The sequence below is a fragment of the Paenibacillus sp. PK4536 genome (genome assembly GCF_028594455.2).
GTDB classification, from domain to species: domain Bacteria; phylum Bacillota; class Bacilli; order Paenibacillales; family Paenibacillaceae; genus Saccharibacillus; species Saccharibacillus nuruki.
In genome coordinates this window covers 3,948,015-3,965,194 of record NZ_CP126313.1, presented here as the reverse complement: position 1 = coordinate 3,965,194, position 17,180 = coordinate 3,948,015, and the positions used below count along the sequence as shown (strand labels likewise).

Genomic DNA, 17,180 nt, shown 5'->3' with positions numbered 1-17,180 from the left:
GCAAAAAAGTTTATTATAAAGTTTGACAAGATGCATCCTTATGCCTTAAAGTGGTCAATAGTTACAAAATATTAATATTTGCCGAGTTTCAAATTTGAATTCCAAATTGATTTACTCTAAAGGCATCGAAGGGAGAATTTTTTTAGTGAAGAAAGTCGTATTATCGCTACTTGGCGCTGCAATCATTTTCTCAGCTCAGCCAACAAATACTTTTGCTAGCACATCTAATCTTGATCAAGCCGTTAGCGGTGTAATGGGAACACCTTACGTTTGGGGAGGTACAACAACCAACGGATTCGATTGTTCCGGTTTTACACGCTACGTTTTTAATAAATTTAATATAGAATTACCACGCACAGCTAATGTGCAAGCCAAAATGGGTACATACGTGTCAAAAGGTAATTTGAGTGCTGGTGATCTTGTTTTCTTCAATACAAGTGGACGTGGAATATCTCATGTAGGCGTTATGGTAGATGGTAGAAATTTTGCACATGCTTCAACAAGTCATGGTGTAACGATCAGTAGTTTGTCCGAGTCTTATTTCCAAAATCGTTATGTTACTGGAAGACATGTTGTTAGTCAATGGGCATATCAAAGTATGATGGAAGAAAAATAAAAAAAGACTGCGATTTTGGTCGCAATCCTTTTTAAATGTATACGTATATGAATCACATAAGCTGTGAATATTCCAAATCCCTTGGTTAATATAAGGGATTTTTATTTTGCCTATTGTTAGATTCTCCAGCTTCCTTGCAGTCTGCGAATCAGTACAATCTGTCCAGCATGATAAGCATCATGAGGAAGCCAGCGTGCAATCGCTTGTCCCCATGTCTGATCTCCAGCAGGACGCATTTCTTGCAGTTTAACTTCATCCCATTTGGTAAGTTCAAGTTCAATAGCGGTAGCAAGTCTTCTTGTTTCCTGAAGAGTGTGTTGCCATTCACCATTTTGGTCAGCCTTATCAGTAATTTCAAATGTTTGATCGTTATTGTCAGCACGAGGGCCTGGATCAATATTTTGCATATGACAGAGTAATTCATGATTGTAATAATTAATATGGTGCACCAATTGCCAGATACTGTTACCACCACCAGGTGGAATCCATGCGGCTTGCTCACTTGTAACCCCTTCTAATGCGACAGATAACGGTACAATCCAATCTTCATGTTCCCAAATATCTTTTTTCTGCAAAAGAAGTAGATCTAACATGTTGGTATTCGTCATATGATCCTCCTCATGAGTAGTTGATGTAACTGGCTAAAGAGATATTAAAGCGTTACAATACATATACCACAAAATAAAGAATTGTAACCACCTTTATACATTAAAGAACGTTACACCTTCGAAGCTATGTAGAAAAGTGCAAAAGGAGTACAGATCAATGGATACATTATGGACCGATTTTATCAACAGTGACTGGCACGATTTTCGAGAAAGTGGTAAACATGAAGATCGCTTAATCCTGTCTTCGTGGCAAAAGCAATTTTTGCATGATTGGCAGTTAAAATCTTCTGTTCCGGCTACAGATATTGAGCTAAAAGCGCTCCAAACCTTAAGAAAATTATTGCATAATTATACATTAGCTATCGTTAAAGAATCATCAGCCGATATGATCGATTGGAATGAACTGAATCGCATCATGGCACAATCTCCTGTGATCAGACAGTGGAATAAAGATGATGAAGAAAATAGACATGTAACGTATATACCGTTAGTCCAAGATTGGAATAGCCTGATGGCTGAGGTTGTATCGGATTTCGTGCATACCGTATTGGATCAAGATATCCAGCGGATACGAATCTGTGATAATCCAGATTGTCGCTGGGTATTTTATGATGATACACGCAGCCGAACCAAACGGTATTGTGAAGATAAAACATGTGGAAACCTGATGAAAGTCAGACGATTCCGTGCTAAAAAAGGGTCATCACGATCCCAATAGATATGCTTTTTATCATCTTATTGTATTGTTATTATAGAAGAAAATAGCAATTGATAGAGTAGATCAATAACAATAATAGTTGACAAGAAGATCTATTACATACATTATAGACATTATATATCTGTAATAGATTTAAAATACATTGAAAAGAGGAATATACATGACAACCATAAGCACAAATGACTTCTTTGATCCCTCTGTATGGGAACAAGCATGGCAAGACGATTCGTTTACAGCTGTGAAGCAAATGAGAGCAGCAGGTATGGACCCTGCTCATTCGTTTGACCACAAAGCCGCCGAGTTCAATCAACAGGTATTTTCAGAAGAAGGTCAACAAAGAACCAAACGAATTCTTAATTGGATTCAAGGACAAGATGTGAATTTTGAGAATGCTTCCATTCTGGATATTGGAGCAGCATCTGGTGGGTTTTCGATTCCATTTGCAGAGCGAGGAGGAGTAGTGACATCGGTTGAACCATGTGCACCTTTGCTTGATTTATTAAAAGAAAATGCAGATACATTAACATCAGGAAGTGTCACGATCTTTGATGAAGAATTTCAAGACATTGATATAGAAGCTAAAGGGTGGAAGCAGGCATTTGATCTAGTATTTGTATCCATGTGTCCGGTGCTTGTCGATTGGGCTAGTGTTGAGAAAATTCTAAGTTGTGCTCGTCAATTCTGCTATATTAGCTCCACAGCAGGACCAAGAGAACACAGTTTGATGAATGAAGTACTACCGCTGCTTAGTGATCACAATCAACCGATCAAACCTCAAATTCGACATCAAAGTTCAGATATGGGCTATTTACTTCATCTATTATATCTTAAAGGGTATGCCTATGAGTCGATTATTACACATGAAATGAAAACAGTTGAAATGTCTAAGCAGGATGCGTTAGAACATGTGATCATGATGCTTGGCTTACATCAAGTGGATATACGCCCGGATGCGGAACAAGTGATTTCCAATTATCTAGATCGGCAGTATCCTTCAGGTACGGTTACGATGGAGCAAGGTGGACGTTTTGGTAAAGTATTGATTCGACTACAAGATCAACGTATGTATACAAAAGAATGATCTACAAGCACATCGTCTGAATCACACCCATAGATGATGAATAAGCATCCTATATTCGCATCATATAAGCCTTATACTCATATGATATAAAAAGTAGAACAGTGTCTTTTAACAGCTGTTCTACTTTTTTTGAGATCAGAAAGGTTAAATCAATAATAGATTTTTGACACGTTTGACGAAAAGTTGTTCTGCTTCTGAAACTGTATTGTTACTCGACGTTACAGACCAGAGATACGAAGGTTCTTCCGATACAATTTCAAAAGGAATCGTTACAATTCCCCGATTCTGATACATGGTATATCCACGAAAAGAATAATCGGTACCGATCGTCACTGCAATATCTTCTTTCACCGCTTTGAGAATAGCTTCCACATTGTTACTTTGGAATAAAATATCCGGTTTATCTAACGTATTCACAAATGCCACAATATAAGGATCGTTGTATAATACAAATGGATAGTCTTTCAAATCTTGTAAAGTGACAGATGTTTTAGTCGCCAGAGGAGAATGCACGCTAACCCCTAACACCATATTATCTTTCATTAACGGTTCAAATTTAAGCTTAGGTGTAGATGGTAAATGAATATCTCTTAATAGAAAGAAGCCGATATCACTTCGTTCGTTCATCACATCATCAATGACAGCATCGGTGCTATTTTCTTTGATCTCAATCCGGCTATTTGGAAATTCTTTTTTTAGTTCAGTAATTACATCGATCAGTAAGGAGATTGGACCCGGAATGGTCGAAATACGCAGTTTGGCATTATTCATTTCTCCATAGCTCTGTGCTTCAGACTTTAGTTCTTCGATCTGTTTGAGAATACGACTGGCTTTGGTAATAATACTTTGTCCTTCAGGCGTAACCGTTGTACCAGAGCGAGAGCGAATAAATATCCGCATTCCAATTTCTTGTTCAAATAAAGAGATTGATCGACTGACTCCCGTTACAGTAATATGGCAATTCTCAGCCGCCTTGGTTAACGATCCGCATTTGGCGACTTCAATAATATATTCCAATTGCTCTATATTCATAGGTGTTTTTCCTACTTTCTTCTTCTAATAACTAGATCATTTATATCTGCAAAATCTATAGTTGACTAAAAGGTTACACAAGTCTACTTATGGTAGATATAGTGTACTACAAGTATATGTTATATTGAAACTACATAGCTTTCTTTCATTATTCACTTAGATCTTATTACCAGCTAAGCGAATAATTACAACCAACCTATGCGTAAACAGGTTGGTTTATTTATGGGTTACTGTATATGACGATTATGATCTACAGGAGGAGTGTTATTATGAAAGTCAAAAAATACGCAATATATAGTGTGATTGTAGTAGCGATCGTACTTTGCTTTTATGCGGTATTTACATGGGGGAGACAAGGGCATTTACTAAACGCCAAAGCATCAACCTCTACACCGACAGCTTATGTAGAATCTGATGTGATTAATGCCAGCTTTAAAGTAGCCGGTAGAGTGGATCAAATGGTAGTTCAAGAAGGACAACAAGTGAAAAAAGGGCAGATGATTGCGCGTCTGGAAAGTAAAGAATTACAAAATAAAGTCGCTCAAGCTAAAGCCGCTGTCGAAACAGCTAATGCGAATGTTGCTCAAGCTGAAGCAGGTGTGGCTCAAGCGCAAGCTGGCATGACTCAAGCACAAGCAGGCAAAGTACAAGCCAGTGCAAGTGTGACTGAAGCGCAAGCGGCTGTTAATGCAGCACAAGTCAAAAAAAGTCAGGGCGAAATGACAGTCGATGTTACAGCCAATACCGCTTCTAGCAAAATAGAAGAAGCACAAGCCGCCGCCAAAGCAGCTAAAGCAAAATGGGAAGCACTGAAAAGTGGAGCAAGACCGGAAGAAATTAAACAAGCCAAAGTGAATATGCAGATTACCAAAGAAGCATTGGCTACTGTAAATAAAAGTCTGAAACGTGTGCAGCTATTACATACGAATGGTCTGGCGACCGAAGCGGCACTTGATCAGGCAACGATTGAACAAAAGCAAGCTCAAGCGAAATACGATGCCGCAGTGCAACAGTTACAATTGGTACAAAAAGGAAGTCGTCAACAAGAAATAGATGCGGCTGAAGCCTTGTACCAACAAGCATTAGCAAGTGTCAAAGAAGCGCAAGCCGGACAAGGGCAAGTTGCTTTGCAACAAGAAGGAGTCAAAGCCGCTTCCGCAGGGATCGATCAAGCACAAGGTGCAGTAGCGCAGGCGCAGGGTGCTGTGGCTCAAGCAGACGGAGCGATTGAGCAAGCGACAGCGACACTGACACAAGCCAAATCCAAAGTCAAAGCAGCACGTTCTCAAGTCAGTCAAGCCAAAGCGGCTTTGCAAGAAGCGCAAACTTATTTCAGTTATACCGTATTACGAGCTTCTGTGGATGGAGTGATCCAGTCCAAATCACTGAATATCGGTGAAATGGCAAGTGCAGGCTTCCCGGTCTATGCGTTAGAGACGACCAGTCAGCGCTGGGCTAAATTTTATGTTACAGAAACCGAACTCAATGGATTAAAAGTAGGCGATCCTGTTCAAGTCACTTTATTATCCGGAAATACTACGGTTAAAGGAAAAGTGAGTGTGATCGATGCCGCCGCTGATTTTGCCATTCAAAAACCAAGTCAGACTTCTGGCGATACGGATATTCGTTCATTTGGAGTTAAAGTGGAGTTGCTAGATTTACCGAATACTATTCCTACAGGTTCAACCGTGATTTTCCATGGCAAAGGAGTTCAGTAATATGCAGCGGCTTACTATAGGAAAGGTATTCCGCGAAGAACTTGGCTTGATGCTTAGAGATAAGAAGTTAATTATTATTTTGCTGATTACACCTATCTTGTATTCTGTATTGTTTGGCTTTCTATACTCCCATGAACGGATTACAGAAATTCCAATCGTTGTGTACGATGGTGATAATTCGCAATTAAGCCGGCAAATTATTCAGGCGTTCGATGCTACAGATACGTTTGCTGTAACCAAACAAAGCTGGAATCAAGATGATATTGTTCAGCAAGTGGAAGAAGGACAATTTAAAGTAGGGCTAATTATTCCGAACGATTTTTCAGCATCACTTAAGCATGGGGAAAATGTACCGATTTTGACAGTGATTGATGGTAGCAATCTTATGTACTCCAATAGTGCAAGCCGAATTGCGAACCAGGTCATTAGTAGTGTTAGCGCAGGAGCATCTATGAAAGCATTAGAGCAAAAAGGTATGAATAGCGATCAAGCTAATTCTGTATTCAGTACCATTCCTTTCCGCTCACGTGTATTATACAATCCAGTGTATAATTACAAATTATTTATGCCGATTGGTGTAATTTCAACAGCACTTCAGCAGTGTCTGTTGTTAGGTATTGCGTTGTCTTGCACAAGAGACAAAGAGCAGGGCACATGGAGTCGCTTTTACCAATGGCGGCATACACCGTGGAGACTGGCGATCGCGAAGCTAACCCCTTACTTCTTAGCAGGGATGGTTAATGTATTGACTGTATTTAGTATCGCAGCCTTTGCTTTTCATATTCCGTTTAAAGGGCAATTAGTACCTTTTATTCTGCTAGCGATAGCATTTAATCTAGCTTTATGTGGACTTGGATTTTTGTTTAGTCTGTTCTCACGTACCAAAGTGGATGCTACGCAAACATTAATGTTGATTGCTGTGCCTTCATTTATGCTATCCGGTTATACGTGGCCACTAGAAGCGATGCCTACTTTTTTACAAATGGTCGCCAAAGCATTACCTTTAACTTATTATTTAGATGCAGTACGAGCGATTACGTTAAAAGGACAGGGCATGGTAGCGATTGTACCTGATCTATTAGCACTTTGTCTTATTGGGCTAATCAGCTTATTGATCGCCCTAATTGCCTATCCTCTGGCATTCAAAAAGCGTGAACAAGAAGATGAACAAGCGATAGAAGTGGATCGAACCGTTGTAGAATAAAAGAATAGAGTAGATACAAAGCATGCGTTATCTTTCACAGATAGCGTATGCTTTTTTTGGTAGAATAGAACAAAGACTTGTATTTATCAGGAATATATAGTATATTTTAATTATCTTAATATTAAGATATATAAAGAGAAACAGATATTTCTAATCTATATACAACTTCGCATATAGTATGTGTTTGTGTATAATAGGAATGAGGAAGTGAAAGGAGAGAGTACAGATGATTGTAAGTTTGAGTCGTATCAATGAATTAGCTAAAAAACAGCGTGAAGAAGGTCTGACTGCTGAAGAGAAAGCTGAACAGCAAGTCTTGCGTAAAGAATATTTAAGCGAAATCCGTGGACAGGTACTGAGTACTTTCTCAGGTTTGACTGTTGTGGATGAATTAGGAAATGATGTTACACCCGATAAAATTCGCATGGAAAAAGAACACGATAAACACCAATAGGATATCACTTTTTTATGGATTATAAGGATCATCTTCATCAGCAACGAACCTGCACACTTCTATAGTGTCAGGTTCGTTTTTTAATATCATCGTTTACAAATAAACCCCGAATAATTGATGCGCTTTTTCCCAATCTACGCCTAATTTTCCTTCCCATCCAGCCCACGGCATTTCCATATCGGAACGACCTTTTGTATTATTCAAATTCACTTCAGGATCGATAATATCTTCAAATGCAGTCCATGCAGTGTGATCCAATTGAATTTGTGAATTAGGTAGAATACCTACAAGTGACAACGATTGTAGAATATCACGCCGAATACCCGCATTGCCTTTAATTAATTTGCTTCCTGTTAGACTTTTCTCATAAGAACCAGGAGTCATATCTTCATCGGCTTGATCTAAGTGTTGTAATAGATTGCGAAAAATAGTGATATCTTCTTCGGTAGGTGATATCGCTGGTAAATGGATACGTTCTTCCAGATCAGTGTAAACTCCAATAACGTTGTTATACAGCCGTCCTTGATATAACGAATAACGGATCGAAGCGATATTTTCCCAATTCTCATCATCTGCTGAGGCTTTATTTCCCGAAAATCCGCAAATTCCACATGCAAGCAGTCGACGAGCCGATTCATAGGTATGATCAGGTACATGATGTGCAAAAAGTGTGCTATGTAAGGTAGTCATTCCACGAGGATAACTGCCACCAACAGCAGCTACAAATTCAGCGGTTGCACGTTCTAACGATAATGCCTCATGTTGTCCCCAGACTCTAATCGATTGTATAAGAGAATCATGATCGACAGTTAGGATGTCATTAATTTTCCATTGGTCTTGTTCTAATTGCTGACGTTCTTCCGTTGTTAATACATCTTCTTGATAGATACTCACATGACGGGTAGCATCATAATGACCATTTTGATAATGATATAACTTTTGTAAGATTTTGATTTTCTTTTTGTATAATTTGAGATCATTTGAACGTGTAGAATTCATAGGCTATTCCTTTCTGTATCAAAAAAGACGATCTACAGAATAAGATCGCCTTTTGAATATCATAAGTATCTGTCATGATGATTGTGAAATAAGTATAGATCCAGTAGGATCAATTTTTGGGTGTAGGTGTTTGATCTTTTTGCTTAATTGAAGCATATACAATAACACCTAAACCTGCAACAGCAAGAGAAGACAAGATTGGATGTTTACTTTCTTTCACATAAACATGGATATCTTCTTTCGGATGTTGAGCTGCATAGATAATATTTTCAGCTACAGAACCTGCTGGATATACCATCACTTTATGTTTTTTCATGGTTTCGTTATATGGAGTCACAGCTTTACCCGGATGTAAAAGAGTAATCGATACAGGTAATTTGTCTTTAGCAATATCAGCTCTTAGATTATCTGTCCATTCTTTGACAGAGAAGTTAGAAGCAGACGAAGGTACAGGAATCACAGTACCACGATCACTCCAGACAGCACTCATATTGATTAGTGCGCCAGGAACGCCTCTTTCTTTGAAATGCTTAATAGCGATTTGAGAACTATAAATAATTCCACGATAATTCATATTGAACATACGCTTAATATCGTCTTGAGTCGCTTCTGTCGATTCACCAAGCAACGATACATCCGAACTATTTACCCATGTATCAAAACGTCCAAATGTACGAATAGCCGCTTCTGCAATCTTATGAACATCTTCTTCTCTTCCAATATCTGCGGGAACCCATGTAGCTGGATATCCTTTTGAACGAAGTTCTGTCGCTAATTGGAGGAGCGCATCTTCATTTTTAGAAGTTAGTAGAACTTTTGCGCCTTTAGCTGCTGCCATTTTAGCTGTAGCGATACCCACTTTGCTTGAAGCACCTGTAATTACGATAACTTGATCTTTTAATTTTTTTAGTGAAATAGACATAACGATGGTTCCTCCTTGAAATAGTCTCATTACCATTTTACCCTATCAGCTGTATAGACAATCATTTTGTTAGAAATGAATCGTTTACATCCATTTTCAAATATATATTAATACTACACCAAATCATTACAAATTAGAAATGTGGTGAGTCTATAAGGTTTTTGGTAGATCAATTAAGTATCAACGCTTACAATAGAAATAAATGACAAGAGAGGTGCTGAAATGGAAGAGTTTCATTGTATAAATCATCCAGATCGCCAAGCTGTTCATCAATGTACTCGTTGCGGTAAGCCTTTATGTGACGAATGCTACAATCCTGAAACACAGACTTGTCGTCAGTATTGTAATACTCTTTCTACAAAACCAACACTTGATCCTCGACCTAAAAACACATTCTGGCAAGTGATTGTGGCTCTGTTAGCTATTGTAGGCGCATTGGCATTATTGTTAGCCACTATATGTGGAGCGATGATTTATTCTTATTAAAGGAGTGCTTGAATGGAGTTTCCTGTGTATCTTTATTTAGGATCATGGCGTATTCATCCGCATGTATTATTTGAATCGCTGGGGTATTTTCTAGGGTTTCGACTCTATTTATGGACACGTCGTCCTAGTGAGATGACCAAGCTGATGAGTCTGCAAATATTAGCAGGTACTATTCTAGGCGCAGCATTAGGAGCTAAGTTATTATTCTGGTTCGAGAATCCGCTAGCAACTTGGGAGCAATTGCGTCAGTTTCATTTTCTATGGGGTGGAAAAACGATTGTAGGCGGATTATTAGGTGGACTGATAGGAGTCGAACTCACTAAACGCTGGATTGGTTGGAAAAGCTCGACAGGAGACGATTTCGTCTATCCTTTGATGTTAGGACTAGGTTTGGGACGTATTGGATGCTTTCTGACTGGACTAGATGATCATACGTATGGAACAGCAACCACATGGATTACCGGCATTGATTTTGGGGATGGGATTATGCGTCATCCGACTCAGCTCTACGAGATTGCTTTTCTTATGATACTCGCGATCTGCTTGATTCCGTTATATCGTCAAAGTCGATTGATGTCTGTCTTATCTACTGAAGTTCAGTCTAAGGCACCGTACACTTCGTATGTATCCGGTCGAATGTTCCAATGGTTTATGGCGAGTTATCTTTTATTTCGCTTTCTGATTGAATATATTAAGCCTACATTACATCCTTATTGGGACCACAATAATATTCAGTTAGCTTGTCTGGCAGGCTTGGTCTATTACAGTTGGATCATGTGGGGCAGAGGTAGAAAGGCTTCATCTTCTATCAAAGCCATAGGATAGGATTTACTATCTGAATCGCTAGATGCAATAGTGTTTGGTTACACACTTCGAGAAGTTTGTTTTGGATATTAGGCTACATAGGGCTATACCATCGATCAAGCAACAGCATCTATACCCAATAAGTGAATAGGAAATTGAGATATTCACTATAAAAGGAGTTATATTATGCCGAAAAATCGACCGTATCTATATCATGAATTGACTAACAGTATCTGTACAACATGTTATCGCAAAGTCGAAGCCAAGATTATCGAAGAAGATGGACGTATTTATATGGTCAAGCGCTGTCTTGTACATGGCCCTGAGAAAGTATTGATCTCTACAGATGTCGATTATTATCATCGTACACGCGAATTTATTAAGCCTTCAGAAATGCCGTTAGTCTGGAATACACCGATAAAGTACGGTTGTCCTTACGATTGTGGATTATGTCCAGATCATGAGCAACATAGCTGTCTCACACTTTTGGAAATTACCGATCACTGTAATCTACAGTGTCCGATTTGTTTTGCAGAATCCTCTCCACATCGCACTTCTTATCGTTCGTTAGAACAGATTGCTTTTATGTTAGATCGGATTGTAGAAAATGAAGGAGAGCCGGACATTGTGCAGATTAGTGGAGGAGAACCAACAACTCATCCGCAATTTTTTGAAATTTTAGACATGTGTAAAAGCCGTCCGATTCAACACATTATGCTAAATACCAATGGCATTCGGATTGCGCAAGATCGTGAATTTACCAAACGATTAGCTTCCTATATGCCAGGCTTTGAAATTTATTTACAATTCGATAGTTTTGAAGCCGATGTATTGAAAGAGTTACGGGGTGCTGATCTAAGACGTATCCGTGAAGATGCGATTCGACATCTTAATAAATATAATTTATCGACTACGCTTGTAGTCACTCTGAAAAAAGGCTTGAATGATACAGAAATCGGTAAAATTATTCAATATGGACTCAAGCAAAAAGCAGTTCGTGGGGTAACGATTCAACCGATTCAAGCCGCAGGGCGATTGGAAGGGTACGATCCAGCGACAGATCGCTTAACAGTAAGTGAAGTGAGACAAATGATTATTGATCAATCAGAAGTCTTTCAAGAAGATGATATTTTACCAGTTCCTTGTCATCCCGATTGCCTAGCGATGGGATATGCTTTGAAATTAGGACGTGAAGTTCTACCTTTAACTCGTATGATTGAGCCTTCGATCTTATTAGAAGGAGATAGCAATACAATTGTATTTGAACAAGACCCTGTTATTCGTGGTAAATTATTTGAACTTTTATCGACCGGTCATTCACCAATTTCGTCTGCATTGTCGCTAAAAAGCTTACTTTGTTGTCTACCACTTGCAGCTGTACCGAAAGAAATCAACTACGATAATGTATTCCGCGTGATTATTATGCAATTTTTAGATGCCTATAACTTTGATGTTCGTTCTGTAAAAAAATCTTGTGTGCACATCGTACATCCAGATGGACGTATTATTCCATTTGATACGTACAACCTCTTTTACCGGGATGACAAAGAAAAGCTACTAGAAGAACGAAAACAAGAAATTGCTACAGCTTGGGATTAATAGGTTGATGGGAAAACCTAGAGTGATTATTGGTGTCTAATGCACTGGTAGTTAGTCTAGGTTTTTTATTTGGTTCGAGATTTGTAAGTTTAGAAGAGAAGGCATGAAGATGTGAAAACAGGATAAAAGGAGTATGCTATATAAAAGATAGAGCCAATTATTACAGCCAGATATGAGAATTTTTAAAATATTTCAATACATGAAAAATTCACAACAGAAAATGAAAAATAAGTATTAGAATATTGGAATTATAAAGGAGTGAAGAATATGAACATTATAATCTTTGGAGCAACAGGCAAGACAGGGCATGAATTAGTTACACAGTCGCTAGAGAAAGGCTACAAAGTGACTGCGGTTGTGCGTAATCCAACGAAGATGACAATAACCCATCCTCATTTAACGATTGAGCAGGGGGACTTAACGAATGACACCGATGTGACTATGATAGTAAAAGCACAAGCATATGATGCTGTTTTCTCAGCATTAGGAGCCAAAACACCTTTTCAACGAGATCTTATTCTGACTAAAGCTACAAAAAATATTATTCAAGCCGCAGCTGAAAATCATATTGATAAGTTTATCCATGTGTCCTTCATAGGAGTTCGCAAAGAATCCAGTAAACTTGGCATGTTGTATAAATATATTGCACCTGTAGTCATGAAGAATCTTATCGCCGATCATCGAGAAAAAGAAGCAGTACTCGTAAATAGTGGACTGAATTGGATCGCTGTCCAACCGCCGATTCTAACTTCAGGTGCAAAAACGGGGAACTATATACATGAACAACACATCAATAAAGGCATATCTAGTAAAAAAAAGCTATCTCGTGCCAACTTGGCTGATTTTATGATCCACCAACTTCAGCAAGATACGTATCACCAAAGTGCTGTTTTTGTAACAGAATAGCTGTAAAATACGAAAAAGGATCAATGTATGATCCTTTTTTTGCGTTAAAAATAGGAGGGGAAGTACTTCTCAAATCGTTCCCTTTTTACAACTCTATAATCATTAAAATTAAAATTTCAACATATGAAAAATTCACAATAATAAAACTAAAATCTGTAAAAAGAAAATTATAAAAATCTAAACCCTTTTGTCAAATAGAAATTTCTACGTATATGATTACAATTTATAGGTCAATATACCGATATAAAGAAGGGCTTATATGTATATAAGCTGATCAATGAGTGACTATACATATCTAAAGGGGTTATTACATGTTCGAGAAAAAAGCTTGGTTTAATCCATTGGTAATATCATCAGTATTAGCAACAGGAATTTTTCTAGGAAGTACAGTTTCGCCATTTGCATCTATGTTGACAGTATCAGCAGAAGCGAATACTTCTGGACTTCAAATCGTAAGTGTAATTGATCAAGACAACTATTTATTATCCGATGGTTCTATGTGGGCAAAATCGATGAAAGGAGCATGGCATTCAGAATATGAATTTGCAGGTATAACAGCAGGTTCCAACAATCAATATTATGGCTGGACCACCAGTGGACAGGCAATGAGTTGGGACAATATAACCGAAGAGATTCATGTTATTCCGGGAATGAATAATGTTGCTCATATTTCAGGTGATGGTATTGTTCTACATACAGATGGCAAAGTAGATGTTATAGGGTCGGGTAAGCCAGATACATTACCTAACAGTGTGAAACTAATTGATGGATTCGAAGATTCTTATGCAATATTGAAGCAATCAGGAGATATTTTATATTATAAAGATTATCAAAATGGTCTAGGACGCAAAATCGGTTCTTATCCAGATGCAATATCAATCAAGCAAGATGGAGTTGCGATAGCTGTTCTTCGTAGCGACGGTACTGTAACTTTACTTGATCTATTATCCGGTGATACTCCTCAAGTCATTGCTAATGATGCTGTAGCGATAGCATGGCAAGGATCTAAACGAACTTTGCTAGTCGTCAAAAAGGACGGATCTGTATGGTCACATAGCCGTTCTACTGGATTCGCCCCTCAAGTATTAAGTGAACTCACAGATATTGTACAAGTGGTATATTCACCTACAGGTATATATGCTCAACATAAGGATGGTTCTTGGGTACAAGATACCGACAAAATAGTGAGTTCGCTTCAAGTACCTTCAATAACAAGTTTGAAATTAATCTTATCTAAAACAAATGCTGTAGTTGGCGATAAAATCAATGCAAAAATTCAGGAGATATACTCTAATGGTTCTATCCATACACGCCCGGCTAGTGCCAATGAATTGAAAGTTGATCTTTCTCAAATTGCAGAAATACTAAGTGATGGTACGATTAAAGTTAAAGCTATCGGTAATGCAACGATTACTTTGACTACAGATACATTAACGACCCAATCTCCATTGAATGGAACAACAGAAGAAGCTTTGACAGGTGCGGTTCTGATAGAAGGTTCTGTGTATTTGCCAGTACAGACTGTATTTAAAGCTATGGGTGGAACTATTCTGGTAAATGGTAATCAATTTCAAATCAATTGGGGAACTCAAACTATTCAATTAAATAAAAATAGTACAGTAGCTCAAATGAATAATCAACCAGTTACGATGAAAGGTAAAGTACGAACTTCTGGAAGTCAAACTGTATTTCCAGCTACCTTATTATCTAGCATTTCGAAAAATGCCAAAGTCACTTGGGATTCTAAATATCAACAGGCAATTGTACAAGTTAATGGTTCGAACATCACCATTCAATCTGACAAAACATTAAAATTGATAAAGCAAGAAGAAATTGGAAATTTAACAAGATTGCTTGGTAAATCCTATTGGGTGAATTACTATCATAAAGCTGGCGAGCGATTCAGCAAAGTAAATATCAAAGACATTTATGCAGAAAAAGATCCTTATAACAGAACGAGATTCGTAGTTCAATTTCGTGATAAGAAAGGTACAGAGTATTTGTCGGATCGATTAACAGCTTCAGAAATTACTGTCTTATTATCAGATAAAGAACAATTCTTCAATTATGATATTCGGAGCAAATATAATTGGTCACAAGCAGCATGGAACCGAATTATTAATGCAGAAGTTGTGGAAGGAATGAATACACAACAAGCATTACTATCATGGGGCAAACCTGATAAAAAGACGGTTACCAAAGAAAATGGACACACGATAGAAATCTGGTCATATATCGGTGAAAATTATCTGAATATGCTGGGGATCGGGGATGGTGTTGTGTACGAGGTATTTAGCATTTAAATAACAAAAAGCTATCTGTTCTAGATAACAAAGTAAAAAGCCAACACACTAAATTAAAACTGTGTTGGCTTTTTTTATAAATCGTATCTTATTGATGTGCATATAGATCATCAATGATTTGTATAGAGTAAGGAGACTTTATTTTATATATTTGCCCATTATATTTATCTTTGCGCTCGAAATCGTAAATACGGATATAATGATTACTATACAAAATAAGACCATATCGAGGACGACTATGCTGTTTATTTCCAACTTTGATATAAATATAATAAGAGTATGTATCTTTTAGATTAGGGAGGATGTTCTTACTAATTGGGTTGTAGATAAATTATTGAGAATTTGCTTGACTTGAGTAGGTTCTTTAATGTCTATTTCTTTCTCACTGGATGATCGTATAAGCTTGATCGATTCAACAGGTTCATTAGCAGGGATTCGGTCGGTGACTAATTCTGTAAATGTATGATTGAGATTAGATAGATATCCGATCAAAGGAATCGCAATCACTGTTGCTAAAACAGCTAACCACAAATACGTTGTCCACTTTTTCATAATATCGTACTCCTTTCTTAAAGATGATATAAGATGTTTCAATTTTTTAGTTTACTATAAAATGTATTATTTTGTAAATGAAATGGAGAACTATAATGTCATCAACCTATCTGCAACAATTGGAATTAAATAAAATAGATAGACAAAATACAATCGATCGCTTATTCAATCAATATAAAGTCCAACCTGTAGGTACAGGATATATAGACTGTATTATCACTATGCCTTACGTTGGTGAGTTTATAGATAAACTTACTATTAAAGGGATAGCTGTTCATGCTGTTACATGGTGGTACCATTGCTCATCAACTACCACGATAGAAAATAATTGTCTTTTAGCAATGGGAGGCCCCAAGAGTATATATTGGGATGGATGGTTTAGCGAAATGATGATAGATCTCAAAGAATTTGAAACAACAAATTTAGATGAACTCCCTCTGAAGCAACAGTCTGCTTATATTAAAAAGTTAAATCAAGAAATCAAAACGTACATTCTAGCTGAATCGGTACAAAATCAATACAATGAGTCTTGTCTTGTACCTGCTTTGTGGCTATATGTACCTGATGATTGGAACCGATTATAACTGAGTTTATAGACGAGGAGAATGGTAATGGATACTCAAGCACAACAATTATGGAATCGTATCATAGCCAAAGGATTAGAACGTAATCCATTATTTGAGGAGAAACTTTATTTGTATGAAGGGGCTACAGGAGAAGATTTTGCTACATTGGAGCGTACACTTGGCGTTCAAGTTCCTGCACAGCTTCAATCATTTTATCGGATACATAATGGGCAACAAGAAAATAAAGCAAACACCTGTTTTTTGCGTAACGTAACCTTATCTTCAATTACAGAAATTATAGAAAATTGGACGTTTTTACAAGAAGAGTTCGATCCTGAAGATCTAGAAGTAGATGCTCAATCGGGAGTCAAACCTTTCGCATGGAATGCTAAATGGATTCCGATCGCCTCTAATGGTGGAGGAGATTACTTATGTATCGATACCGATCCTGCGGAAGAAGGGACAATCGGACAAGTGTTATATTTTTGGCATGATTGGGAATATCGCTCTGTCGAAGCTATAAGTCTTTTTGAGTTTATAGAGATGGCTTTGCAAGAGGAAGAAACTGATTAGGCTAGAAGTTTGTAATACATTTATCGTGTTGCTCTATGG

At 37.6% G+C, this 17,180-nt stretch carries 18 protein-coding genes; 13 read left to right on the top strand and 5 right to left on the bottom strand.

Annotation, left to right across the window (positions count from 1 at the left end):
- The first annotated feature begins 145 nt into the window (after positions 1-145).
- On the top strand, positions 146-616 hold the full coding sequence (locus PO903_RS17530) for a C40 family peptidase (protein ID WP_137221694.1): 471 nt from the start codon (positions 146-148) through the stop codon (positions 614-616).
- A gap of 116 nt (positions 617-732) precedes the next feature.
- Here PO903_RS17530 and PO903_RS17525 read toward each other — a convergent pair whose 3' ends face one another.
- Positions 733-1,224, bottom strand: coding sequence for a DinB family protein (locus PO903_RS17525; protein ID WP_273594125.1), 492 nt, complete (start codon positions 1,222-1,224; stop codon positions 733-735).
- Positions 1,225-1,381: 157 nt separating this feature from the next.
- Here PO903_RS17525 and PO903_RS17520 point away from each other — a divergent pair, with 157 nt between their 5' ends.
- Positions 1,382-1,942 carry a CGNR zinc finger domain-containing protein gene (locus tag PO903_RS17520; RefSeq protein ID WP_273594124.1) on the top strand — a complete coding sequence of 187 codons (561 nt, stop codon included), beginning with the start codon at positions 1,382-1,384 and terminating at the stop codon, positions 1,940-1,942.
- Between the two features lie 160 nt (positions 1,943-2,102).
- Entirely contained in the window at positions 2,103-3,023 is a 921-nt protein-coding gene (locus PO903_RS17515) for a class I SAM-dependent methyltransferase (protein ID WP_273594123.1), read from the top strand.
- A 144-nt stretch (positions 3,024-3,167) separates the two neighbouring features.
- On the opposite strand, the gene PO903_RS17510 is transcribed toward PO903_RS17515, so the two are convergent.
- A complete protein-coding gene (locus PO903_RS17510) occupies positions 3,168-4,055 on the bottom strand; it encodes a LysR family transcriptional regulator (RefSeq protein ID WP_273594122.1) in 888 nt (295 codons plus the stop codon).
- Between the two features lie 269 nt (positions 4,056-4,324).
- On the opposite strand from PO903_RS17510, the gene PO903_RS17505 reads away from it, so the two are divergent.
- The 3 genes from PO903_RS17505 to PO903_RS17495 all read left to right on the top strand — a co-directional run bounded on the left by PO903_RS17505 (position 4,325) and on the right by PO903_RS17495 (position 7,431).
- Positions 4,325-5,773 (top strand): HlyD family secretion protein, encoded by a 1,449-nt coding sequence (locus PO903_RS17505; protein WP_273594121.1) that lies wholly within the window; start codon positions 4,325-4,327, stop codon positions 5,771-5,773.
- A 1-nt stretch (position 5,774) separates the two neighbouring features.
- Positions 5,775-6,977: an ABC transporter permease gene (locus PO903_RS17500; RefSeq protein WP_273594120.1), complete on the top strand. Its 1,203-nt coding sequence runs from the start codon at positions 5,775-5,777 to the stop codon at positions 6,975-6,977.
- A 226-nt stretch (positions 6,978-7,203) separates the two neighbouring features.
- Positions 7,204-7,431, top strand: a complete 228-nt coding sequence (locus PO903_RS17495) for a DUF896 domain-containing protein (RefSeq protein WP_069328089.1) — start codon at positions 7,204-7,206, stop codon at positions 7,429-7,431.
- Between the two features lie 93 nt (positions 7,432-7,524).
- Here the strand turns inward: PO903_RS17495 and PO903_RS17490 are convergent, their stop codons facing one another.
- Together PO903_RS17490 and PO903_RS17485 are read right to left on the bottom strand one after the other, a co-directional pair.
- Positions 7,525-8,430, bottom strand: a complete 906-nt coding sequence (locus PO903_RS17490; RefSeq protein ID WP_273594119.1) for a hypothetical protein — start codon at positions 8,428-8,430, stop codon at positions 7,525-7,527.
- A 109-nt stretch (positions 8,431-8,539) separates the two neighbouring features.
- Positions 8,540-9,352 (bottom strand): SDR family NAD(P)-dependent oxidoreductase, encoded by an 813-nt coding sequence (locus PO903_RS17485; RefSeq protein WP_069328087.1) that lies wholly within the window; start codon positions 9,350-9,352, stop codon positions 8,540-8,542.
- A gap of 222 nt (positions 9,353-9,574) precedes the next feature.
- Between PO903_RS17485 and PO903_RS17480 the strand changes: the two genes are divergently transcribed.
- From PO903_RS17480 to PO903_RS17460, 5 genes are all read left to right on the top strand, one after another.
- A complete protein-coding gene (locus tag PO903_RS17480) occupies positions 9,575-9,838 on the top strand; it encodes a hypothetical protein (RefSeq protein WP_273594118.1) in 264 nt (87 codons plus the stop codon).
- A 12-nt stretch (positions 9,839-9,850) separates the two neighbouring features.
- Positions 9,851-10,663, top strand: coding sequence for a prolipoprotein diacylglyceryl transferase (locus PO903_RS17475; protein WP_273594117.1), 813 nt, complete (start codon positions 9,851-9,853; stop codon positions 10,661-10,663).
- A 165-nt stretch (positions 10,664-10,828) separates the two neighbouring features.
- Complete coding sequence (locus PO903_RS17470; protein ID WP_069328084.1) at positions 10,829-12,241, top strand: radical SAM protein; 1,413 nt, start codon at positions 10,829-10,831, stop codon at positions 12,239-12,241.
- Between the two features lie 267 nt (positions 12,242-12,508).
- Complete coding sequence (locus PO903_RS17465; RefSeq protein ID WP_273594116.1) at positions 12,509-13,147, top strand: NAD(P)-dependent oxidoreductase; 639 nt, start codon at positions 12,509-12,511, stop codon at positions 13,145-13,147.
- A 311-nt stretch (positions 13,148-13,458) separates the two neighbouring features.
- Entirely contained in the window at positions 13,459-15,450 is a 1,992-nt protein-coding gene (locus tag PO903_RS17460; protein WP_273594115.1) for a stalk domain-containing protein, read from the top strand.
- Between the two features lie 288 nt (positions 15,451-15,738).
- Here the strand turns inward: PO903_RS17460 and PO903_RS17455 are convergent, their stop codons facing one another.
- Positions 15,739-16,002 carry a hypothetical protein gene (locus PO903_RS17455; RefSeq protein ID WP_273594114.1) on the bottom strand — a complete coding sequence of 88 codons (264 nt, stop codon included), beginning with the start codon at positions 16,000-16,002 and terminating at the stop codon, positions 15,739-15,741.
- Positions 16,003-16,097: 95 nt separating this feature from the next.
- Between PO903_RS17455 and PO903_RS17450 the strand changes: the two genes are divergently transcribed.
- Together PO903_RS17450 and PO903_RS17445 are read left to right on the top strand one after the other, a co-directional pair.
- Positions 16,098-16,586 carry a hypothetical protein gene (locus tag PO903_RS17450; protein ID WP_273594113.1) on the top strand — a complete coding sequence of 163 codons (489 nt, stop codon included), beginning with the start codon at positions 16,098-16,100 and terminating at the stop codon, positions 16,584-16,586.
- Positions 16,587-16,613: 27 nt separating this feature from the next.
- Entirely contained in the window at positions 16,614-17,141 is a 528-nt protein-coding gene (locus PO903_RS17445; RefSeq protein ID WP_273594112.1) for an SMI1/KNR4 family protein, read from the top strand.
- The last annotated feature ends 39 nt before the right edge of the window (positions 17,142-17,180 follow it).